This window comes from Pseudomonas sp. B21-031 (assembly GCF_024748985.1).
Classification (GTDB): domain Bacteria; phylum Pseudomonadota; class Gammaproteobacteria; order Pseudomonadales; family Pseudomonadaceae; genus Aquipseudomonas; species Aquipseudomonas kermanshahensis.
The window spans coordinates 1,317,491-1,340,169 of sequence record NZ_CP087181.1 but is presented as its reverse complement, the minus strand read 5'-3'; the positions used below and the strand labels follow the sequence as shown (position 1 = coordinate 1,340,169).

Genomic DNA, 22,679 nt, shown 5'->3' with positions numbered 1-22,679 from the left:
CTGGCGGCCTGCCTCAGTGCCGTGTGGTAGATGTATGCCTCCCGCCGCTGAACCCCGTGCGCACAACCCTGCTCTGAATATTGAGTGTTCCTTTTCGGAGAGCAGCGACCATGAAGCGCATCGGCATCGTCTTACCCTGGGTGTTGGCTGCCAGCCTGGCGGGATGCAGCGACACAGCCCGCCTGGACGTGATGGACGGCAGCGGCCCTTCGCCGCAACTGCCGGCGCCCAACAAGTCGCTGGTCCCCACGGTGAACATCGCGCCGGCCATTGGCTGGCCCCAGGGTGCCAAGCCCCAGGCTGCAGCCGGCACGCAGGTAACGGCCTTCGCAGACAAGCTCGACCACCCGCGCTGGCTCTATGTGTTGCCCAACGGCGATGTGCTGGTGGCCGAAACCAACGCCCCGCCCAAGCCTGAAGATGGCAAAGGCCTGCGTGGCTGGGTGATGGGCAAGGCAATGCAGCGCGCCGGCGCCGGCGTACCCAGCGCCAACCGCATCACTCTGCTGCGCGATGCCGACCACGATGGGGTCGCGGAAGTGCGCACCACCTTCATCGAAGGGCTCAATTCGCCCTTCGGCATGGCGCTGGTGGGCAAGGACTTTTACGTGGCCGACACCGACAAGCTGCTGCGTTTTCACTACGAGCCAGGGGCCATGCACATTCGCGGCGAGGGCCAGCAGGTGGTCGAACTGCCTGGCGGGCCGCTTAACCATCATTGGACCAAGAACGTGATCGCCAGCCCTGACGGCAAGAAGCTCTACGTGACGGTTGGCTCCAACAGCAACGTGGGGGAAAACGGCCTGGACAAGGAACAAGGCCGTGCGGCGATCTGGGAAGTGGACCCCGTCAGCGGCCAGCAACGCGTGTTTGCCAGCGGCCTGCGCAACCCCAACGGCTTGGCCTGGGAGCCCCACAGCGGCGCACTGTGGACGGCGGTCAACGAACGTGACGAGATCGGTAGCGACCTGGTGCCGGACTACATCACGTCAGTCAAGGATGGCGGTTTCTATGGTTGGCCCTACAGCTATTACGGGCAACACATCGATCAGCGGGTCGAGCCCCAGGCCCCGCAGAAGGTTGCCCAGGCACTGATGCCGGACTACGCGGTGGGCCCGCACACGGCATCGCTGGGGCTGACGTTCGCCGAGCCTGGCGTGTTGCCACCGCCGTTCGGGCAGGGGGCATTCGTGGGCCAGCACGGCTCGTGGAACCGCAAGCCGCACAGTGGCTACAAGGTGATCTTTGTGCCGTTCGACGCGACCGGCAAACCTGCCGGCAAACCGGTCGACCTGCTGACAGGGTTTCTAAATGACGAAGGCAAGGCCATGGGGCGACCGGTGGGGGTGATCAATGATCAGCGCGGCGGTTTGCTGGTGGCGGATGACGTGGGCAACGTGATCTGGCGGGTGAGCAAGGCCTTGTAGGAGCAGCCTTGTGCTGCGAAGAGGCCGGTGAAGGCCCCTTGCCTCTAAGACTTATGCACCGGCCTCTTCGCAGCGCAAGGCTGCTCCTACACAGTCAGCGATCAACTGCTGACTGCGCAGTGCCTTAGGGATTCTGCGCCAGGTGCCCCTGCGGAATCACGCGCTTGGCCTGCAGGTAAGCCTTGGCCCAGTAGCTGTTCGACAGGTAGTCCAGGCGCACCGTACCGCCGGTGGACGGCGCATGCACAAAGCGCCCTTCGCCGACGTAGATACCGGCATGGCTGACTTGCGAACCGCCACTGGTGGCAAAGAACACCAGGTCACCCGACTGCAGCGCCTTGGCATCCACGGTAGGCGCGCGCATGACGATCATCTCCCGCGTCGAACGCGGCAAGCTGATGCCGGCGGCATCGCGGTAGACATACTTGATCAGGCCGCTGCAATCGAACCCGGAGTCGGGCGTATTGCCGCCCCAGCGATAAGGCGTGCCCACCAGCCCGATCGCACGGATCAACACGTCGTCGGCAATCGGCGAACCATCTGGCTGGCTGTAGGTAACCTGCGGCTGAACCACAGGGGCCGGCGCAGGCGCGCGGCTGGAGCAGGCAGCAAGCAATGCCACCAGGGAAAGGAATGCGAAGCGCGCCATCATTACCATGGCCAGAACATCCTGTCTGAGACCGCTGGACCGCAGCCGAAAAGTGTTGAGAATTTAGATTAGACGCTTTCTGTAAATGCGCACGGCGGCGAGCTTTTTCAAAGCATCGCCGCCGCGGCAGGTTATATCATTTTGCTATCAGTTGCGCGCGATGTTGGTCGGCGCCATCGCCAAGGCACGCTTGGCTTCAATGAAGGTCTTGCTCCAGTAGCGATCACCGAGGCTGTCGATGCGCACACCGCCGCTGCGGCGGCTGCTGGAATGGATGAACTGGTTGTCACCCAGGTAGATGCCCGCATGGCTCACACGGCCACGACCATTGGTGCTGAAGAACAGCAGGTCGCCTGGCTTGAGCTTGTTGCGCGCCACTTTAGGGGCATCGACGTTGATCATTTCACGCGTCGAACGCGGCAAGGTCATGCCGGCTTCTTCGCGGAACAGGTAACCGATGAAGCCACTGCAGTCGAAGCCGGACTTCTCCGAGGTACCACCGAAGCGGTAACGGGTGCCGATCAACGACATGCCGCGCTCGAGAATGCTGTCAGCCAGAACTGGCAGCTGGTAAGGCTTGCTGCTGCTGGAGAAGGCCTCCAGGTCATCTTCAGTGGCCAGCTCTTCCGGTTCGCCGAATACCGACGAAGGCGAGGCTTTGGCCTTGAACGCCGACTGTGCGGCGATCGGGGTGTGATCCTGGGGCTGAGATACCGGGGCTTGTGCCGCGCAGCCAAAAAGCAGGGTCACGAGTGCGAGGGGCACGAGGGGTGCGAAGCGCTTTAGCATGGGCACGACCGTGTCAGTAATCCTTTAGAAGGGGGAAACTATGCCCTCTATCATGGCCATTTGCAAATTTTATCGAAAAAGATGTGACTTTTTCGTTTTTCCGCTCTGGCCCAAGGATTTCAGGGGCTTACCAGCCCAGGGTTTCCTTCAGAAAAGGAATGGTCAGCTTGCGTTGCGCTTGCAGCGATGCCTGATCGAGGCGTTCGAGCAGGTCGAATAGCGCGCTCATGCTGCGGGTACCGCGGGTGAGGATGAAATGGCCAACCTCATCGGTGAGGTGCAGGCCACGACGCGACGCGCGCAATTGCAGGGCACGTAGCTTGTCTTCATCAGACATGCCGCGCATCTGGAAGATCAGCGCCAGGGTCAGCCGCGACTTGAGGTCAGCCAGTTTGATCGGCAGTTCGCGCGGCGAGCTGGAGGCCGCCAGCAGCAAGCGGCGGCCACTGTCGCGCAGGCGGTTGAAGAGGTGGAACATGGCCTCTTCCCAGTCGGCCTTGCCGGCAATCACATGCAGGTCATCGATGCACACCAGCTCGTATTGCTCGAGGTGGTCGAGCAGTTCGACACCGCGTTCAAGCAATTGGGCCAATGGCAGGTAAACGGCGGGTTCGCCCAATTGCTGGAAACGGTGGGTAGCGGCCTGCAACAGGTGAGTGCGGCCGACACCCTGCTTGCCCCACAGGTAGATGAGGCTCTCGGTCCAGCCGGCGTCAGCTTCGCATAGGCGCTCGACGTAGCCCAATGCCGCAGCATTGGCGCCCGGATAGTAGTTGATGAAGGTGGCGTCATCGCGCAGGCGCACACCCAGGGGCAACTGGATCGGTGGTTTCATGCTCGCGGGCGGTCGCTAGGACCACGGGGGGCCTTTGGTGAACAGTGTGCAAAGTCTATACCCGGAGCGCGGGCGGCACAATCAGTGAGCAGAAGAGCGCAAACAAAATCAACAAGTTGCAGCTCTTTATGGGGGCCTTTCGGCCCCACCTCACAATTCTGGATCGACATCTGCGCCATACATGTCCGACTCTTTGTACAAATCGTGCGCATGCCGCAGCAGCACCATGATCACCGCCGCCACCGGCAGCGCCAGCAGCACCCCGGTGAAACCGAACAGCTCGCCACCGGCAAGAATGGCGAAGATCACCGCCACCGGGTGCAGGCCGATGCGGTCGCCCACCAGCAAGGGCGTCAGCACCATGCCTTCAAGCGCCTGGCCAACCATGAACACCGCAACGATGCCCAGCATCGGATACAAGTCACCGCCAAACTGGAACAAGCCGGCCACCAGCGCCGCACCGATACCGATGATAAAGCCCATGTACGGCACGATCGCTGCCAACCCCGCCAGCATGCCAATCAGCAAGCCAAGCTCGAGCCCCACCAGCATCAGCCCAGCCGAGTAGATGACGCCCAGTGCGAGCATGACCATCAGCTGGCCGCGAACGAACGCGCCCAGTACCTCATGGCACTCCCCCGCCAATTCCACGATCTGCGGTTCGCGGTGGCGCGGCAGCAGGCTGCGCAGCTTGGCCATCATCAGGTCCCAGTCACGCAGCAGGTAGAAGCCCACCACCGGGATCAACACCAGGTTGGCCAGCCAGGCGATCAAGGCCAGGCTTGACGCCGTGGCCTGGGACAGCACGATACCGACGATGTCGGTGGTCTGGCCCATGTGCTCGCCAATGGCGGCCTTGATCTTGTCGAACTTCCAGAAGCCGTCGGCCAAGCCAAGGCGGTGCTGCACCCAGGGCAACGCCACGTGCTGCAGCCAGTCGAGCATCTGCGGCGCCAGTTCGTACAGGCGCACCAGCTGTTTGGCCAGCATCGGCACCAGCACCAGCAGCAAGGCCATGAGTATCAGGGTGAAGAGGCTGAACACCACCACCACGCCCCAGGTGCGGGACAGCCCCAGGCGCTCCAGGCGGTCAACCAGCGGGTCTGCCAGGTACGCCAGCAGGATGCCGATCAGAAACGGGGTCAGAATATTGTGCAGGCTATATAACAGCACGGCCATCAGCAGTGCTGCGCCCAGCCAGATCCAGCGGCGCATATCGGTCACTATGGGTACTCCTTACCAGCGAAAACGCAGGCCGTCGAACGGCTGGGGCACATCAGGTTGCTCGGGGCTTGTGCCCGTTGCGGGTGCAGGCACGACTGGGGTAACCGGGGCCGGCTCGGCCGGTACCTCCTGCAGCTTGGCCAGGCCAAGTTGAGCGCGCAATTGTTCGCGATTGGCCGTGACGCCGTAGGTCAGCGTGCGGCCTTCGGCCATTTTAAGCCGCGGGCCGTAAGGCTCGAGCACGCGACTCAGTTCGGCGTAGCGCTGCAGGTTCATCCCCTGCACCTGGATCTGCAACTGGCTGCTGGCACCAGGGCGGGTCACATAGCGTGGCGCCAGGCGGCTGCTCACGGCCAGCATCACCGCGTCGGCCAAGGCCGCCTGGTCGGCGCCCTCGGCACTGCCCTGCTCGTGCTGGTCGCCTACCCACAGCTGCCATTTGCCCTGCCATTTGCCATCCGCCTCTTGGGCATGTACCGCCAGCAGGGCATCGGCCGCGTAACGCTCGGAGGCTTCGCGCAGCGGTTTTGGGTCATTACCTTCGACCTGCTTGGCATTGGCCACCAACTGCTCTTGCAGGTCAGCCAGCGGCAGCCGCAATGGCAGGCCCCGGTGCTGGGCTGCACGGCGCAAAGGCTGGGCGGCGGATTGGCCGTCACCCACCAGGTTGCTGCCCTCGGCGTTTTCATTGAGCCACCAGCCGAGGATCGATGGCCGGTTGCTGCCCCACAGGGCCAGGCCGGCCTTGCGCAAGGCGCGTTCGGTGCTGCCGGGGTCGAACTCGACCAGCACGGACTCGGGCGGGCCGGCTTCAGTGCCGACCTGGTTGATGATTTGCTGCGGGTCTTTGCGCAGCTCGGCCAATGCCGGGCTTTGCGCCGCCTTCGGGTCACCGGTCAGGCGCAGGACCAAGGTCTCTAGGGCCTTGCCGGTGGCCTGGGTACGGGCTTCAGCGCCCTGCCCCTGAAGCGGCTCGCGCACCTGATAAAGGCCGGAGACGTTCTCGGCTTGCGCGGCTAGCGAGATCAGGGCAAGACAACCTGCTGCCAGAGTGTTGAAAAGACGCATGGAGGATTCCTGTCCAGAAACAAGGTGGAACGGCCGTTGTCATGCAGGCTGTGACCGCGGTGGAACGAAAAATGCTCCTATATGGCTTACACCTTATACAGGGGCGCGCATGACTGCCAGGCGCAGTCCTGGGGATTTTGGGTGTTTTCACGATCGAGCGCCGCCCTCGCGGCGCTTCGCAGCACAAGGCTGCTCCTACATTTTTTTGCGCCAGTTGTTCCTGAACCATGGGCGACCGCCTCACTCTCTCCCCACCCAAAAAACCTTTTTAACGCTTTCAAGCCCTGCCCGTCGGCCTGAGGATGGCCGCTGCACGGCAACCCTGATAAAATCGCGCGCCTTCACAGACCTCTGACGTTTCAGGCAGCCGCCGCAGCAAAGCCGGCCTTGGCCGTCACGGTCGTTTTTAAGAATCCCTCCCTCCTAAAGGCCTGGATCAATGAGCAAGCAACCCTCCCTGAGCTACAAGGACGCCGGTGTAGACATCGACGCCGGCGAAGCACTGGTCGAACGCATCAAGGGCGTGGCAAAACGCACCGCACGCCCTGAAGTCATGGGTGGCCTGGGTGGCTTCGGCGCCCTCTGCGAGATCCCGGCCGGCTACAAACAGCCGGTTCTGGTCTCCGGCACCGATGGCGTCGGCACCAAGCTGCGCCTGGCCCTGAACCTGAACAAGCACGACAGCATCGGCCAGGACCTGGTCGCCATGTGCGTCAACGACCTGGTGGTGTGCGGCGCCGAGCCGCTGTTCTTCCTCGACTACTACGCCACCGGCAAGCTGAACGTCGACGTCGCCGCCACCGTGGTCACCGGTATCGGCGCAGGCTGCGAACTGGCGGGCTGCTCGCTGGTCGGTGGTGAAACCGCCGAAATGCCTGGCATGTACGAAGGCGAAGACTACGACCTGGCCGGCTTCTGCGTCGGCGTGGTAGAAAAAGCCGAGATCATCGACGGCTCCAAGGTTGCCACCGGCGACGCGCTGATCGCCCTGCCATCGTCCGGCCCGCACTCCAACGGCTACTCGCTGATCCGCAAGATCCTCGAAGTGTCCGGCACCGACATCGAGAACACCCAGCTCGACGGCAAGCCACTGACCGACCTGCTGATGGCGCCGACCCGCATCTACGTCAAGCCGCTGCTGCAACTGATCAAGCAGACGGGCGCAGTCAAGGCCATGGCCCACATCACCGGTGGCGGCCTGCTGGACAACATCCCGCGCGTACTGCCGAAAAACGCCCAGGCCGTGGTCGACGTGGCCAGCTGGCAGCGTCCTGCGGTATTCGACTTCCTGCAGGCGCAAGGCAACGTTGACGAGCATGAAATGCACCGCGTGCTGAACTGCGGCGTCGGCATGGTCATCTGCGTAGCTCAGGACCAGGTCGAAAACGCCCTGAACGTTCTGCGCGCTGAAGGCGAGCAGCCTTGGGTCATCGGCCGCATCGAAGAGGCCGCCGAAGGCGCCGCCCAGGTCGAGCTGCAGAACCTCAAGGCACACTGATGCCGAGCAAGACCTGCAATGTAGTGGTATTGCTGTCGGGTTCCGGCAGCAACCTGCAAGCCCTGATCGACAGCTGCCGCGGTGAAGACAGCCCGGTGCGCATCCGTGCGGTGGTGTCCAACCGCGCCGATGCCTATGGCCTGCAACGCGCCGCAGCCGCTGGCATCGACACCGCCGTACTGGACCACACTGCCTTTGACGGTCGTGAAGCCTTTGATGCCGCGCTGATGGCGCGCATCGACGGCTTTGCGCCAGACCTGGTGGTGCTGGCCGGTTTCATGCGTATCCTCAGTGGCGGCTTCGTCCGCCACTATCAGGGCCGCCTGCTCAATATCCACCCGTCGCTGCTGCCCAAATACAAAGGCCTGCACACCCACCGACGGGCCCTGGAGGCAGGCGACGCCGAGCATGGCTGCAGCGTACACTTCGTCACCGAGGAACTCGATGGCGGCCCACTGGTCGTACAGGCTGTGGTACCGGTGACGTCGGACGACACCGCTGAAAGCCTGGCCCAGCGGGTTCACCACCAGGAACACCTGATCTACCCGTTGGCCGTGCACTGGTTCGCCGAGGGGCGCTTGCGTCTGGACGAGCACGGTGCCTTACTGGATGGCCAGCCCCTGGCGGCCAGCGGTCATTTGATTCGATCCTAGGAGACTTTATGCGTCGCGCCCTGCTCTTGGCTCTCGCCGTGCTCGCCCTGCCGCTCCAGGCAGCTGATCTGAAGCCTTTTTCGGCCAGCTACACCGCCGACTGGAAGCAGCTGCCCATGAGCGGCACCGCCGAGCGTAGCCTGGTGAAGAATGCCAACGGTACCTGGGACCTTAATTTCAAGGCTTCCATGATGATCGCCAGCCTGACCGAGCAAAGCACCCTGCGCTTGGAAAACGACACCCTGCTGCCGCAGAAGTACCACTTCGAGCGTGGCGGCCTGGGTAAGGCAAAGAAGGTCGACCTGAACTTCGACTGGACCAGCAAGAAAGTCACCGGTAGCGACCGTGGCGATGCGATCAACCTGCCGCTCAACCGCGGCGTGCTGGACAAGTCGTCCTACCAGCTGGCGCTGCAGCATGATGTGGCGGCCGGTAAGAAGAGCATGACCTACCAGGTGGTCGACGGTGACGAGATCGACACCTACGACTTCCGCGTTCTGGGCACCGAGAAGGTCACCACCAAGACCGGCCAGGTCGATGCGGTCAAGGTCGAGCGCGTGCGCGACCCTAGCCAGAGCAAGCGCATCACCGAGCTGTGGTTCGCCAAGAGCTGGGACTACCTGCTGGTACAACTGCGCCAGGTCGAAACCGATGGCAAGGAGTACGTGATCGTGCTGCAGGATGGCACGGTCGATGGCAAGCCGGTGAAGGGTAACTGATCCGCAGCCTGAAGCATCCGGAGCCCCGCCTTGTGCGGGGCTTCTTTTTGCCTGGGGTTTAGCTTCATGAAACTTGTTTCATCCCCGTTTTATTTACTTAGCCTGCTAACAAACTCTATAAAGGAGGTGTGCGACACAGTGTCGCAACCAAACTAGCAGTGGAGTTTACCGATGACAGTCCAAGTAACCGAACGCGACGAATCGAAAATGTCCCACGAAGGCCTGGCCGCTGGCGTGCGGATCTGGGATGTGCACCAGCAAGGCCAATTGGTCGGGATGTTCCACAATGAGCACGAAGCCCACCAGTACCGTGTAGAGCTTGAGGACCTGGAAAGTCAGCGCACTACACAATGACCCTGCAATGCCACAGTCTTTGAACAAAAAACCCCGCCTAGGCGGGGTTTTCCATGCTTACCACATCAAATCGTCAGGGATCTTGTAAGCCGCGTACGGGTCATCGTCGTCGGCTTCCTCGACATGGGTGTTGAGCAGCAGTACGCGATGCGGATCGCGCTCCTGGATCTTCACCGCCGCTTCACGCGGAATCACTTCGTAGCCGCCGGCAAACGACACGACCGCCAGCGAGCCATTGCTCAGCTTGCTGCGCATCAGGGCATTGACGGCAATGCGCTTGACCTTCTTGTCGTCGACGAAGTTGTAGTAGTCCTCACTGTTGAGCTTGGGCAGGCGGGTCGCTTCGATCAATTGCTTGATCTGCGCGGCGCGGGCCTTTTGCTCGGCCTTTTCCTGCTGCTGGCGGTTCAACTCCTGGTCACGCTTGGCCTTTTCAGCCATGGCTTCCTTGGCCAGGCGCTGCTGGGTGTCGTCCACCTCGACCTGGCCCTTGTGCTCCAGGCGCTTTTGTTTCTTCTGGGCTTTATTGGTCTGCGAGACCTGTTTCTGGTTGACCAGACCGGCTTTGAGCAATTGGTCGCGAAGGGAAAGGCTCATGAATGTTCACTCACTTAACAGCTCAGCCGCAGCTGGGCAGGTTCTTTTCCTGACGTTTGGCTTCACCCCAAAGGGCATCCAGCTCGTCAAGGTTACAGTCTTCGATGGGCCGACCGCTGTCGCGCAATGCCTGTTCGATAAAACGGAAACGTCGCTCGAACTTGCGATTGGCACGGCGCAGGGCATGTTCCGGGTCTTGCTTGAGGTGGCGGGCCAGGTTGACGGTGGCGAACAACAGGTCGCCGACCTCATCTTCCAGCGCATCGGCATCACCGTCGGCCATGGCCTGCAGGACTTCGTCCAGCTCCTCGCGGACCTTGTCCAGCACCGGCAATGCGTCGGGCCAGTCGAAACCGACCGTGGCCGCACGCTTTTGCAGTTTGGCTGCCCGCGACAATGCAGGCAATGCCGTTGGCACGTCATCGAGCAGCGACAGCTGTTCGGGTTCGCTTTTTTCGGCGCGCTCCTCGGCTTTGATCTCTTCCCAGCGCGACTTGACCTGGGTCTCGCTCAAGCTGGGCGTGTCTACCGGTGCATACAGCTCGCCGGTGGGAAATACGTGCGGGTGGCGGCGGATCAGCTTGCGGGTGATGCTGTCGACCACCCCGTCAAACTCGAAACGCCCCTCTTCCCGGGCCAGCTGGCTGTAGTAGACCACCTGGAACAACAGATCACCCAACTCACCCTGCAAGTGTTCGAAATCGCCGCGTTCGATGGTGTCGGCAACCTCGTAGGCTTCTTCGATAGTGTGCGGGACGATGCTGGCGTAGTCCTGCTTCAAGTCCCACGGGCAGCCATACTGCGGGTCGCGCAGGCGGGCCATGAGGTGCAGCAGGTCTTCGAGGGTGTAGGTCATAGGGCTATTCCTTGGTGGGGGCTTTGCCCCCGATCGCCGGCAAGCCGGCTCTCACAGGTACTGCACAGGCCTTGAAGCCAGTGGTATAGCTGTGGGAGCTGGCTTGCCAGCGATGGGCCGCAAAGCGGCCCCAACTCACAGGGTTCAAGGGGTACGGTTACGCCGCGTCTCGATAATGTTCGGCAACTGCGAGATCCGCCCCAGCAAGCGCCCGAGCGCATCCAGGCCCGGAATCTCGATAGTCAGCGACATCAACGCGGTGTTGTCTTCCTTGTTCGAGCGGGTGTTGACCGCCAGCACGTTGATCTTCTCGTTGAGCAGCACCTGCGACACGTCACGCAACAAACCTGGGCGGTCGTAGGCACGGATGACGATGTCGACCGGGTAGGTCTGCACCGGGATCGGCCCCCAACTCACCTGGATCATCCGCTCTGGCTCCTTGCCTGCCAGTTGCAGCACCGAGGCACAGTCCTGACGGTGGATGCTCACGCCGCGGCCCTGAGTGATGTAGCCAACAATGGCATCGCCCGGCAGCGGCTGGCAGCAACCGGCCATCTGCGTCAGCAGGTTGCCGACACCCTGGATCTGGATATCGCCGCGCTTGCCGGTACGCGGGCCCGTGGGCTTGCGCTGCACCAGCTCGATCTGTTCGATACGCTCAGGCTCCAGCAACTGCTGGGCAGCGTTGACCAGGTGTGCCAGGCGCAGATCACCGGCGCCGAGCGACGCGAACATGTCTTCGGCGGTCTTGACGTTGGTCTTCTCGGCCAGGCGCTCGAAGTCCACCTGCGGCAAGCCCAGGCGGCTGAGCTCGCGCTCGAGCAAGGTCTTGCCGGCGGCGACGTTCTGGTCACGTGCCTGCAGCTTGAACCAGTGAACGATCTTGGCCCGTGCCCGCGAGGTGGTGACGTAACCCAGGTTGGAGTTCAACCAGTCACGGCTGGGGTTGCCGTGTTTGCTGGTGATGATCTCGACCTGCTCGCCGGTCTGCAGGCTGTAGTTCAGCGGCACGATACGCCCGTTGATCTTGGCGCCGCGGCAGTTGTGGCCGATTTCGGTGTGCACGCGGTAGGCGAAGTCCAGCGGCGTAGCGCCCTTGGGCAGGTCGATGGCATGGCCGTCCGGGGTGAACACGTAGACCCGGTCCGGCTCGATGTCGACGCGCAGCTGCTCGGCCAGGCCGCCGATGTCACCCAGCTCTTCATGCCACTCGAGCACCTGGCGCAGCCAGGAAATCTTCTCTTCGTAGTGATTGGAGCTCGGCTTGACGTCGGTGCCCTTGTAGCGCCAGTGGGCGCAAACCCCCAGCTCCGCTTCCTCGTGCATGCCGTGGGTGCGGATCTGCACCTCCAGCACCTTGCCCTCGGGGCCGATCACCGCCGTGTGCAGCGAGCGGTAGCCGTTTTCCTTCGGGTTGGCGATGTAGTCGTCGAATTCCTTGGGGATGTGCCGCCACAGGGTATGCACGATACCCAGCGCGGTGTAGCAATCGCGGATCTCCGGGACCAGCACACGCACCGCACGCACATCGTAGATCTGGCTGAATTCCAGGCCTTTGCGCTGCATCTTGCGCCAGATCGAATAGATGTGTTTCGCCCGGCCACTGATGTCGGCGTTCACGCCGGTGGCCAGCAGTTCGTTCTGCAGCTGGTTCATCACGTCGCTGATGAAGCGCTCGCGGTCCAGCCGGCGCTCGTGCAGGAGCTTGGCGATCTGTTTGTACTGGTCGGGTTCAAGGTAGCGGAAGGACAGGTCTTCCAGCTCCCACTTGATGTGACCGATGCCCAGGCGATGCGCCAGGGGGGCATAGATGTCGAACACCTCGCGCGCGACGCGCAGGCGTTTTTCGTCGTCGGCGGCCTTGACCGCACGGATCGCGCAGGTGCGCTCGGCCAGCTTGATCAGTGCAACGCGCACGTCGTCGACCATGGCCACGAGCATCTTGCGCAGGTTCTCGACCTGCGCCTGGGAGCCCAGCACCAGCGACTGGCGCGGGCTGAGGCTGGCACTGATGGCCGCCATGCGCAGCACGCCGTCGATCAGCTTGGACACCACCGGGCCAAAACGCTGGCTGACTTCGGCCAGGGTCACCTTGCCTTCACGCACCGAGCGGTAGATGACGGCGGCTACCAGCGAATCCTGGTCGAGCTTGAGGTCGGCGAGAATCTCGGCGATCTCCAGGCCCGCCTGGAAGCTGGACGTACCGTCGGCCCAGGAATGCTTGGCAGGGTTACCCTTCTTCTCGACTTCGTGAGCGAATTCGCAGGCCTCTTTCAGCGCTGCGCGATCCAGGGCTGAATCGACGCTTACCACATGATCCAGCCATGCTTCGAGATTGATACTGCCGTCAGTGTTGACCGGCTGGTGCACTCTCACCTGTACCATCTTTGTTTTACCTTTCCATACAGCGCACCACGCGGGTGCGCAGGCTTCCACCGTGTGGCCGCCATTCCCTGGCAACCGCACCAACGGGCCAGTCTGCTAGCCCGCTTCGAATAACGCCATGGCCTCGACATGCGCCGTCTGAGGAAACATGTCGAGAATCCCGGCCCTTTTTAACCGGTACCCCTGTCCGACCAGCACCTGGGCGTCTCGCGCCAGCGTGGCCGGGTTGCACGATACGTAGACCAGCCGCTTGGCCTTGAGGCGTGCGATGTCTTGCACCACCTCGAAAGCACCGTCGCGCGGTGGGTCCAAGAGTACCGCAGAAAAGCCTTCGGCGGCCCACTCGGCACCTGCCAAAGGCTGCGATAAATCGGCCTGAAAAAACCGTGCGTTATGCACATTGTTGTTTCCGGCATTGGCCGCGGCCCGATCGACCATGGCCTGCACACCTTCCACCGCCACCACTTCACGCGCCTGCCGCGCCAACGGCAGGGCAAAATTACCTAGGCCGCAGAACAGGTCAAGCACACGTTCGTCGGCTTGCGGTGCGAGCCAGGCCAGGGCCTGCTCGATCATCGCCGTATTGACCTGGGCGTTAACCTGCACGAAGTCGCCGGGGCGCCAGGCCAATTCCAGCTGCCAGGGTTCGAGGACAAAGCCCAGGGTCGTGGCCGCGTCTACCGGCGCCGGTTCACCCTCGCCCTGCAGCCACAGCTGCGCCTTGGCCTCGTCGCAAAATGCCTGCAGGCGGGCAAGGTCATCTGCCGGCAGCGGCGCGACATGGCGCACCAGCAGCGCCTCAGCGGTGCCGCTGAACAATTCCACATGGCCGATGACCTGCGGTTTGCTCAGCGAACGCAGCACCGTCGGCAAGTGGCGCAGAATCGACTGCAAGGGCTGTACCAGCACTGCGCAGTCGTCGATTGAAATGATGTCCTGGCTGGCTTCGGCACGGAACCCGACCTCCAGCTGACGCGCCTTGATGTCCCAGCGCACAGCCACCCGCGCCCGGCGCCGGTAGCCAAACTCCGGCCCGCTCAGGGGGGCGGCCCAGGCCTCGGGTTGTACGCCGGCAACCCGCTGCAGCTGTTCGGCCAGGGTGCGTTGCTTGAGCGCCAGCTGCGCTTCGTGAGGCAGATGCTGCAGGTTGCAGCCGCCACAGCGGGCATAGTGCCGGCAAGGGGCTTCGCGCCGCTCGGGGCTGGCCTGCAGCACGCGCTCCAGGCGCGCCTCCACGACTTTGCCGCGGGCATTGAGCACGCGGGCCTCGACGGCCTCACCGGCCAACGCGCCACTGACGAACCAGGTACGCCCTTCATGGAAGGCGATGCCACGGCCATCACCGGCCAGGCGCTCGATATCCAGGCGCTGTTTCTTGCCCACGGGAACCTGGGGGCTACGGTTGCCACCGGCTGGCTGAAAGCGCAGGCCGCTGTTGCTTTTCTTCTTGGACATTTAGCTCGGATCAAACAGGCCAGTGGACAGGTATCGGTCACCACGGTCGCAGATGATTGCGACCATTACCGCATTTTCCACCTCGCGAGACAGGCGCAGCATCGCCGCGACCGCACCACCGGAAGACACGCCGCAGAAAATGCCCTCTTCACGGGCAAGGCGGCGGGTGGTGTCTTCGGCTTCCTGCTGGGACATGTCGACCACGCGATCGACGCGGGTGGCGTCGAAGATCTTCGGCAGGTATTCCTCAGGCCAGCGACGGATGCCCGGAATGGCCGAGCCTTCCATCGGCTGCAGGCCGATGATCTGCACTGCTGGGTTCTGCTCTTTGAGGTACTGCGAGCAGCCCATGATGGTGCCGGTGGTACCCATCGAGCTGACGAAATGGGTGATGGTGCCCTGGGTCTGCTGCCAGATTTCCGGGCCGGTGCTGTTGTAGTGGGCGATCGGGTTGTCGCCATTGGCGAACTGGTCGAGCACCAGGCCGCGGCCCTCGGCCTGCAGCTTCTCGGCGAGGTCACGGGCACCTTCCATGCCCTCTTCCTTGGTCACCAGGATCAGCTCGGCACCATAGGCCGTCATGGCGGCCTTGCGCTCGGCGGTGGAGTTGTCCGGCATGATCAGGATCATCTTGTAACCCTTGATCGCTGCCGCCATCGCCAGGGCGATGCCAGTGTTGCCCGAGGTCGCCTCGATCAGCGTGTCACCCGGTTTGATCTGGCCGCGCAGTTCGGCGCGGGTGATCATCGACAGCGCCGGGCGGTCCTTGACCGAACCGGCGGGATTGTTACCTTCGAGCTTGAGCAGGAGCGTGTTGCTGGTCTCTCCGGCAATGCGCTGCAGGCGAACCAGGGGCGTATTGCCGACGCAATCGGCGATGGTTGGGTACTGCAAGGTCATGGCGTATTTCACAATCCGGACGGCAGGGGCGCCTATCATACCGGCAATCCTTTGCGGGCCATATCACGCAATCTGTGATGCATATAGCTACAAGCTATAACGCGGCGACCTGCGGCCGTGAGTTGTCCTTGGCGGGGGCTGGCACATGGAGCGGCAAGCGCATGCACAGGCGCAGCCCGCGCTTGCCATTCTCTGCCCACAAGGTCCCGCCCTGGCGCTGGATGGCACTGCGCGCAATGCTCAAACCCAGCCCGAAACCGCCGTCCCCAGGCCGCGAACCGTCCAGCCGCGAGAACGGCGCGAAGATCCGTTCCAGGTCCTCTTCTGCAACCCCACCGCCCTCGTCTTCCAGCCACAGCCGCCAGTGGTTGCCGTCGCGCTGCCCACCCAAGCGCACCACGCCGTTAGTCGGCGAGTGGCGGATGGCATTGCGCAGCATGTTCTCCAGCGCCTGGGCCAGGTGGTTGAGATTGCCCTGCACCCAGCAACTGGCGGGCAGTTCGCAGCGCAGCCGCTCGAGCGACCAGCCGCTTTCGTAGCTGGCGTCCTCGGCGAGCAGGTCCCACAACGCCTGAACCTGGATGGGTTCAAGGTTCATCGGCGCACGCTCGGCATCCTGCCAGGCCAATTGCAGGGTGCCCTCGACCAATTGCTGCATGCAGTCCACTTCACGCGCCAGGCGTTCGCGCAGGCGCTGCAGGTCGGTTTCGCCATCGCAGGCCACGCGTAGCCGGCTGAGCGGCGTGCGCATTTCGTGCGACAGGTCGCGCAGCATCTGTTGCTGCATGGCCACTGTGCCCTGCAGCCGTTCGGCCATCTGGTCGAACGCGCGGGCCAGCTCGCCGAGTTCGTCATGCCGGGCGATGGTGCGCGAATCGAGGCGGGCCGACAGCTGGTCGGCGCGCCAGGCATTGGCCTGCTCACGCAGTTGGTTGAGCGGCACGATCAGCATGCGGTACAGGCCCACGCACAGCAGCAAGGCGAACAGACCGGGGATGATGCCGTTGGTCAGCACCCGCCACAGCATGCGGTACTGGCCGGGGTTGAGGCGCTCTGGCAGTTCGATCACCAGCATGCCCTGCTCCGGCGCCCCCGGGAACGGAATGCGCAGCCACGGCTGGTCGACACTGCGCCGGCTCATCGGCCAGTCGACGCCGCGCAGGCGGGTCAGCCGTTGCATGATCTGGGGGTTCAGGGTGGCGCTGTCGAGCGGCCGCAGGTTGATGTCGAGCACGCCAACCCAGCCACGCTCGCGCTGGTGCATGGCTTGCACCCAGCGGTCCAGCCCCGCGCGCCCGTCACTGCGCCAGGCCTGCTCCGCATCAGCCGCATAACCGCGCAGCAGTTGGCGTGCCGGTTCGGACAGGAAGGCGTTCTGGGTTTCCATGTGCCGGCCCCAGGTATAGCTCAGGCCGATCATCAGCAGGCAGAAGCCCACCAGCAGGATGGCCAGCTTCCAGAACAGCGAATGGCGGTCGAGCATGGCTCACTCCATCTCGCTGGCGCTGAGCACGTAACCTTTGCCCCAGACAGTGCGGATCTGCCGTTCGTGGTAGCCGATGCCCTTGAGCTTGCGACGGATCTGGCTGACATGCATGTCCAGGCTGCGATCATGCCGCGAGTAACCGCGCTGCAAGACCTGCTGATAAAGGAAGGGTTTGCTCAGCACTTCGTCCAGGTTGCGGTTGAGGATCTCGAGCAGGCGGTATTCGCTGGGGGTCAGGCCTGCCAGGCGCCCTTCGAGCCTGACGTCGCTGAGCCCTTCGTCGAACTGCAACCCACCTCCTGCGGCCTCTTGCTGCGGCTGATGGCGCCGCTCCAGGGCCACGCGCCGCAAAATCGCCTCGATGCGTACCTGCAGCTCGGCCATGCTGAAGGGCTTGGGCAGGTAGTCGTCGGCGCCGCGCTGAAAACCGCTGATACGGTCGGCTTCGGCGCCCAGCGCCGACATCAGGATCACCGGCGTGGCGCTGCGCGTGCGCAACTGGGCCAGTGCATCCAGGCCGTTGAGCCCTGGCAGCAGGATGTCCATCAACACCACGTCGAATGCCTGGCGGCCTGCGGTTTCAAGGCCTTCGAGCCCATTACGACACCAGGTCACCTGGAAGCCGCCACGCTGCAGCTCCTCGTGCAGGTAGGCACCCAGCACCGGGTCGTCCTCGATGGCGAGGATAGTGGAGGTATGAATAGCTACGGGATTCATTGGCAACTGCCATGCATTCTCAATTGCGCGATTATTGAGCATCCGCTCTGCTCTAGGCAACCGCCCTGCGACCAATGCCTCGACATGGCCACGAAAAGACAGACAAATGGGTGCAATAGCCGAGCAGGCGGAGTAACTTCCCGGCTTGGTCCGTCACGCAGTTGACGGCGTCCAGGCACATGACAGGAGGCAAGTGTGCTCGATCGTTTGGGAATCAGAAGCCGGGTCCTGCTGTTGGCCCTGCTGCCTGCCGGCCTGATGGCGCTGGTATTGGGCAGTTATTTCACCTGGCTGCAGCAAAGCGATTTGCGCACCCAGCTGCTGCAACGCGGCAAGATGATCGCCGAGCAACTGGCGCCGCTGGCTGCACCTGCCATGGCCAAGCGGGCTCCCGCGCAGCTGGAACGGATTGCCGCGCAGACCCTGGAGCAAACCGACGTGCGCGCGGTCGCCTTTCTAGCCCCAGACCGCACGCGCCTGGCGCATGCAGGCCCGAGCATGCTCAACCAGCCGCCCACCGGCGGTACCGGCACGCAACTGTTGCAACGCACCGGCAATGACGCCACCCGCTACCTGATGCCGGTCTTCGGCCACCACCGCGACCTGGCCACCGATGCCGTGCCGGCCGAAGCCGAGCGCCTGCTGGGTTGGGTCGAAATCGAACTGTCGCACGACGGCACCCTGCTGCGTGGCTACCGCAACCTGTTCACCAGCCTGTTGCTGATCCTCGCCTGCCTGGCCCTCAGTGGCCTGCTGGCACTGCGCATGAGCCGCACCATCAACGACCCGATCAAACGCATCAAGCATGCGGTCAATCAGCTCAAGGACGGCCACCTGGACGAGCGCCTGCCGGCCATGGGCAGCCACGAGCTAGACGAGCTGGGCCGCGGTATCAACCGCATGGCCGAAACCCTGCACAGTGCCCACGAAGAGCTGCAGCACAGCATCGACCAGGCCACCGAGGACGTGCGCCAGAACCTGGAGACTATCGAGATCCAGAACATCGAGCTGGACATGGCCCGCAAGGAAGCCCTGGAGGCCAGCCGCATCAAATCGGAGTTCCTGGCCAACATGAGCCACGAGATCCGCACCCCGCTCAACGGCATCCTCGGCTTCACCCATTTGCTGCAGAAAAGCGAGCTGACGCCGCGCCAGCTGGATTACCTGAGCACCATCGAGAAATCCGCCGACAACCTGCTGGGGATCATCAACGAGATCCTCGACTTCTCCAAGATCGAGGCCGGCAAGCTGGTGCTCGACAGCATTCCGTTCAACCTGCGCGACCTGGTCCAGGACACCCTGACCATCCTCGCCCCGGCCGCGCACGCCAAGCAGCTCGAACTGCTCAGCCTGATCTACCGCGACACCCCATCATCGCTGATCGGCGACCCGTTGCGGCTCAAGCAGATCCTCACCAACCTGGTGAGCAACGCGATCAAGTTCACCCGCGAAGGCACCATCGTCGTGCGCGCCATGCTTGAAGACGAACACGAAGACAGCGCGCAGCTTCGCATCAGCGTGCAGGACACCGGCATCGGCCTGTCGCCGCAGGATGTGCGCACGCTGTTCCAGGCCTTCAGCCAGGCCGACAACTCGCTGGCGCGCCAGCCTGGGGGTACCGGCCTGGGCCTGGTGATTTCCAAGCGCCTGATCGAGCAGATGGGCGGCGAGATCGGCGTTGACAGCACGCCGGGCGAAGGCTCGCAGTTCTGGATCAGCCTCAACCTGCCCAAGGCTCATGACGATGCCGAAGAGCTGCCGCTGCAGCCCCTGCTGGGCCGCCGCGCCGCCATCGTCGACAGCCATGAGCTGGCGCGCCAGGCCCTGGAGCATCAGCTCGAAGACTGCGGCCTGAGCGTCAGCCTGTTTGCCTCGTACGACCAGCTTCTGCATGCGGTACAGGCCGCAAGCCAGGCGGGCCACCCGTTCGACTTCGCGGTGCTCGGCGCCAACCTGGGCAACCTGACGCCCGAGCAGCTCGGTGAGTACCACCTGCAACTGGACCGCTACCAGTGCCAGTGCGTGGTGCTGTGCCCGACCACCGAACAGGCGCTGTACCACCCCTACCTGCCCAATGGCCATGGCCAACTTCTGTCCAAGCCAACGTGCACGCGCAAGTTGCGTCGGCTGCTGCTGGAGCTGATCCAACCGCGTCGCCCGCTGGGCGAGCCGAACATCCTCAGCGGCCAGCGCCAGCCGAAGATTTTGTGCGTCGATGACAACCCGGCCAACCTGCTGCTGGTACAGACCCTGCTCGAAGACCTGGGTGCCCAGGTGCTGGCCGTCGACAACGGCTATGCGGCGGTACAAGCAGTGCAGGATGAGCCCTTCGACCTAGTGCTGATGGACGTGCAAATGCCCGGCATGGATGGCCGCGCCTGCACCGAGCAGATCCGCCTCTGGGAAAACGCCCAAAGCGGCAGCCCGCTGCCGATCGTCGCCCTCACCGCCCATGCCATGGCCAACGAGAAACGCGCGCTGCTGCATGCCGGCATGGACGACTACCTGACCAAACCGATCAGTGAGCGGCAGTTGGCCCAGGTGGTGATGAAGTGGACCGGCCTGAGCCTTGGCGTGCCGCAGCAAGAGCGCTTGGCCGAACAGCGGCTCAACAGCGACGAACTGAAGGTGCTCGACCCCGATGAAGGTTTGCGCCTGGCCGCCGGAAAATCCGACTTGGCGGCCGACATGCTGGCCATGCTGCTGGCGTCATTGGAGTCCGATCGCCAGGCGATACGCGCCGCCCGCGAAGCACAGGATCACACCACTTTGATCGAGCAGGTACACCGCCTCAACGGTGCCTCGCGTTATTGCGGTGTGCCGCAGCTGCGGGCGGCATGCCAGCGCAGCGAGACCTTGCTCAAACAGGAGCACCCACACGCGCAGCAGGCACTGGATGAACTGGACAGCGCGATCAGCCGGCTGGCGACACAGGCACACATCAATGCCTGACAGCGCTGCCTTGCCCCTGCTGTAGGAGCGGCCTTGTGCTGCTGTAGGAGCAGCCTTGTGCTGCTGTAGGAGCAGCCTTGTGCTGCTGTAGGAGCAGCCTTGTGCTGCGAAGAGGCCGGTGACAGCAGCGAAGATTTACTGTGCTGTCACCGGCCTCTTCGCAGCACAAGGCTGCTCCTACAACGGCCATACAGGACGGCCAGCTACAATCCCCAGACATTCGCAAAGGAAGCCCGACCATGCGCGCCCTGTTGTTCAGCAGCCAGCACTACGACCAGGAAAGCTTTACCCAGGCCGCCGCCGGCACTGCCCTGGAGCTGCACTTCCAGCCCGCCCGCCTGACCTTGGACACCGCGCCCCTCGCCAGTGGCTACGAGGTCGTCTGCGCCTTCATCAACGATGAGCTGGACGCCCAGGTGCTGGCGCGCCTGGCCGCTGGCGGCACGCGCCTGATCGCCCTGCGTTCGGCGGGCTATAACCATGTCGACCTGGCGGCCGCCCAGCGCCTGGGCCTGGCCGTGGTACGGGTGCCGGCCTACTCGCCACACGCCGTGGCCGAGCACGCCGTGGCACTGATCCTCGCCCTCAACCGGCGCCTGCATCGGGCTTACAACCGCACCCGCGAAGGTGATTTCACCCTGCATGGCCTGACCGGCTTCGACCTGCACGGCAAGACCGTCGGTGTGGTCGGCACCGGCCAGATCGGCGCTGCGTTCGCCCGCATCATGGCCGGCTTCGGCTGCCAGTTGCTGGCCTACGACCCCTACCCCAACCCGGACCTGCTGGCCCTTGGCGCCCGCTACCTGCCCCTGCCCGAGTTGCTGCGCGAGGCGCGCATCATCAGCCTGCATTGCCCGCTGACCGAGCACACCCGCCACCTGATCAATGCGCAAAGCCTGGCTCAACTGCAACCTGGCGCCATGCTGATCAACACTGGCCGCGGCGCCCTGGTCGACACCCCGGCATTGATCGACGCACTCAAGTGCGGCCAGCTGGGCTACCTGGGCCTGGACGTCTATGAAGAAGAGGCCCAACTGTTTTTCGAGGACCGCTCCGACCAGCCTTTGCAAGACGATGTGCTGGCCCGGCTGCTGACCTTCCCCAACGTGATCATCACCGCCCACCAGGCCTTCCTCACCCGCGAGGCGCTGGACGCCATCGCCACCACCACGCTGGACAACATCAACCGCTGGATGGCAGGCAAACCTCAGAATCTGGTATCGGGTTAATGCTAGGATACGCGGCATTTCTGGAGGACCCATGGTCGAGCACGATTTCCGCTACACCCTTTTCAACCCGCAACACACCCTGATCGAGTGCCGCGCCCTGGTACCCGGCCGCTATCAGGTGACCGGCAACGGCGGCTCGATGCACAAGGGCGACACGCTGTTGGTGACCCTCAAGGGCAGCAAGGACTTGTCCATGCGACTGACCGTGGAAAGCGTGCGTCACCTGATCAACCCGCGCGGCCAGTGGGTTGCCGTGGCCAGCGGCCCGGTGTTCAGCGAACTGGAGATCCTCACCTGGCAGGTCGAGTGCGACCAGTGCGACGCCGTGCTGGACTTCGAGTTCGCAGTCGATGCCAAGCTGGGCAAAAAAGCCCGTCAGCCGGCGGCCAGCGCCCGTATCGCGGAGCTGGGCTGGGCCAGCCGTGGCGAGAAGCACCTGTGCCCGCGTTGCCAGGAGAGCGCTGAGTGAAAAAGCTGCTGACCGGCGTGCTGATTGCCACCGGCCTGCTCGGCTGCGCCGCGCAACCGTCGAAGCTGCAGCAGGAGCGCAGCTATGTACTGGAGTGGATTGGCGAACGCCCGCTGATTGATTACAGCCACCTTACCCTGACCCTGGCCAGCGATGGCCGCGCTTATGGCAATGGCGGCTGCAACCATTGGTTTGCCCCGTATACGCTGGAAGGCAAGCACCTGAGCTTCGGCAAGGTCGGCAAGACCCGCAAGCTGTGCGCTCCGGCGTTGATGGAGCAGGAAAAACGCTTCCTGCAGGCGCTGGAGACGGTGCAGCGATGGGATGTCTCGCCCGTGGAGCAGATGCGCTTCTGGCCGGCCGAGGGCAAGCCGTTGCGGTTCTGGCCTGAAGAAGGTTGAGGACTGCCGGGGCCGC

General features: G+C 63.5%; 21 protein-coding genes. 9 read left to right on the top strand and 12 right to left on the bottom strand.

Annotated features, from left to right (window positions below):
- Nucleotides 1-110 precede the first annotated feature (110 nt).
- Complete coding sequence (locus LOY53_RS06090; RefSeq protein WP_258703713.1) at nt 111-1,427, top strand: sorbosone dehydrogenase family protein; 1,317 nt, start codon at nt 111-113, stop codon at nt 1,425-1,427.
- Nucleotides 1,428-1,551: 124 nt separating this feature from the next.
- On the opposite strand, the gene LOY53_RS06085 is transcribed toward LOY53_RS06090, so the two are convergent.
- The 5 genes from LOY53_RS06085 to LOY53_RS06065 all read right to left on the bottom strand — a co-directional run bounded on the left by LOY53_RS06085 (nt 1,552) and on the right by LOY53_RS06065 (nt 5,992).
- On the bottom strand, nt 1,552-2,085 hold the full coding sequence (locus tag LOY53_RS06085) for a C40 family peptidase (protein ID WP_099453169.1): 534 nt from the start codon (nt 2,083-2,085) through the stop codon (nt 1,552-1,554).
- Nucleotides 2,086-2,223: 138 nt separating this feature from the next.
- Nucleotides 2,224-2,865 carry a C40 family peptidase gene (locus LOY53_RS06080; RefSeq protein WP_027595860.1) on the bottom strand — a complete coding sequence of 214 codons (642 nt, stop codon included), beginning with the start codon at nt 2,863-2,865 and terminating at the stop codon, nt 2,224-2,226.
- A 127-nt stretch (nt 2,866-2,992) separates the two neighbouring features.
- Complete coding sequence (gene hda / locus LOY53_RS06075) at nt 2,993-3,700, bottom strand: DnaA regulatory inactivator Hda (protein ID WP_027595859.1); 708 nt, start codon at nt 3,698-3,700, stop codon at nt 2,993-2,995.
- A 150-nt stretch (nt 3,701-3,850) separates the two neighbouring features.
- Complete coding sequence (locus LOY53_RS06070) at nt 3,851-4,924, bottom strand: AI-2E family transporter (protein ID WP_252826968.1); 1,074 nt, start codon at nt 4,922-4,924, stop codon at nt 3,851-3,853.
- A gap of 12 nt (nt 4,925-4,936) precedes the next feature.
- Entirely contained in the window at nt 4,937-5,992 is a 1,056-nt protein-coding gene (locus LOY53_RS06065; RefSeq protein ID WP_258703712.1) for a DUF2066 domain-containing protein, read from the bottom strand.
- A gap of 439 nt (nt 5,993-6,431) precedes the next feature.
- On the opposite strand from LOY53_RS06065, the gene purM reads away from it, so the two are divergent.
- From purM to LOY53_RS06045, 4 genes are all read left to right on the top strand, one after another.
- The gene (purM, locus tag LOY53_RS06060) at nt 6,432-7,490 is read left to right on the top strand and encodes a phosphoribosylformylglycinamidine cyclo-ligase (RefSeq protein ID WP_027595856.1); all 1,059 of its coding nucleotides are present in this window, start codon (nt 6,432-6,434) and stop codon (nt 7,488-7,490) included.
- Nucleotides 7,490-8,143 (top strand): phosphoribosylglycinamide formyltransferase, encoded by a 654-nt coding sequence (gene purN, locus LOY53_RS06055; RefSeq protein WP_027595855.1) that lies wholly within the window; start codon nt 7,490-7,492, stop codon nt 8,141-8,143. Before purM ends, purN begins: the two co-directional genes overlap by 1 nt.
- Nucleotides 8,144-8,151: 8 nt before the next feature.
- Nucleotides 8,152-8,862 carry a DUF3108 domain-containing protein gene (locus LOY53_RS06050; RefSeq protein ID WP_027595854.1) on the top strand — a complete coding sequence of 237 codons (711 nt, stop codon included), beginning with the start codon at nt 8,152-8,154 and terminating at the stop codon, nt 8,860-8,862.
- A 171-nt stretch (nt 8,863-9,033) separates the two neighbouring features.
- On the top strand, nt 9,034-9,216 hold the full coding sequence (locus tag LOY53_RS06045) for a hypothetical protein (protein ID WP_027595853.1): 183 nt from the start codon (nt 9,034-9,036) through the stop codon (nt 9,214-9,216).
- A gap of 57 nt (nt 9,217-9,273) precedes the next feature.
- Here the strand turns inward: LOY53_RS06045 and LOY53_RS06040 are convergent, their stop codons facing one another.
- From LOY53_RS06040 to LOY53_RS06010, 7 genes are all read right to left on the bottom strand, one after another.
- Nucleotides 9,274-9,813 (bottom strand): DUF2058 domain-containing protein, encoded by a 540-nt coding sequence (locus LOY53_RS06040; RefSeq protein ID WP_027595852.1) that lies wholly within the window; start codon nt 9,811-9,813, stop codon nt 9,274-9,276.
- Between the two features lie 22 nt (nt 9,814-9,835).
- The gene (mazG, locus tag LOY53_RS06035; RefSeq protein WP_027595851.1) at nt 9,836-10,669 is read right to left on the bottom strand and encodes a nucleoside triphosphate pyrophosphohydrolase; all 834 of its coding nucleotides are present in this window, start codon (nt 10,667-10,669) and stop codon (nt 9,836-9,838) included.
- A gap of 144 nt (nt 10,670-10,813) precedes the next feature.
- Nucleotides 10,814-13,054, bottom strand: a complete 2,241-nt coding sequence (relA, locus tag LOY53_RS06030; RefSeq protein WP_027595850.1) for a GTP diphosphokinase — start codon at nt 13,052-13,054, stop codon at nt 10,814-10,816.
- 96 nt (nt 13,055-13,150) lie between these two features.
- Entirely contained in the window at nt 13,151-14,509 is a 1,359-nt protein-coding gene (gene rlmD / locus LOY53_RS06025; RefSeq protein ID WP_252826964.1) for a 23S rRNA (uracil(1939)-C(5))-methyltransferase RlmD, read from the bottom strand.
- Entirely contained in the window at nt 14,510-15,409 is a 900-nt protein-coding gene (gene cysM / locus LOY53_RS06020) for a cysteine synthase CysM (protein ID WP_025754883.1), read from the bottom strand.
- A gap of 94 nt (nt 15,410-15,503) precedes the next feature.
- On the bottom strand, nt 15,504-16,892 hold the full coding sequence (locus LOY53_RS06015) for a sensor histidine kinase (RefSeq protein WP_252826963.1): 1,389 nt from the start codon (nt 16,890-16,892) through the stop codon (nt 15,504-15,506).
- A 3-nt stretch (nt 16,893-16,895) separates the two neighbouring features.
- Complete coding sequence (locus tag LOY53_RS06010) at nt 16,896-17,612, bottom strand: response regulator transcription factor (RefSeq protein WP_099428503.1); 717 nt, start codon at nt 17,610-17,612, stop codon at nt 16,896-16,898.
- Between the two features lie 195 nt (nt 17,613-17,807).
- Between LOY53_RS06010 and LOY53_RS06005 the strand changes: the two genes are divergently transcribed.
- From LOY53_RS06005 to LOY53_RS05990, 4 genes are all read left to right on the top strand, one after another.
- The gene (locus LOY53_RS06005) at nt 17,808-20,564 is read left to right on the top strand and encodes a response regulator (protein WP_099428502.1); all 2,757 of its coding nucleotides are present in this window, start codon (nt 17,808-17,810) and stop codon (nt 20,562-20,564) included.
- A 239-nt stretch (nt 20,565-20,803) separates the two neighbouring features.
- Nucleotides 20,804-21,793 (top strand): 2-hydroxyacid dehydrogenase, encoded by a 990-nt coding sequence (locus tag LOY53_RS06000; RefSeq protein WP_258703711.1) that lies wholly within the window; start codon nt 20,804-20,806, stop codon nt 21,791-21,793.
- 31 nt (nt 21,794-21,824) lie between these two features.
- A complete protein-coding gene (locus tag LOY53_RS05995; protein WP_027595843.1) occupies nt 21,825-22,262 on the top strand; it encodes a hypothetical protein in 438 nt (145 codons plus the stop codon).
- Nucleotides 22,259-22,663: an META domain-containing protein gene (locus LOY53_RS05990; protein WP_027595842.1), complete on the top strand. Its 405-nt coding sequence runs from the start codon at nt 22,259-22,261 to the stop codon at nt 22,661-22,663. The genes LOY53_RS05995 and LOY53_RS05990 overlap by 4 nt, the downstream gene beginning before the upstream one ends.
- Nucleotides 22,664-22,679 lie beyond the last annotated feature (16 nt).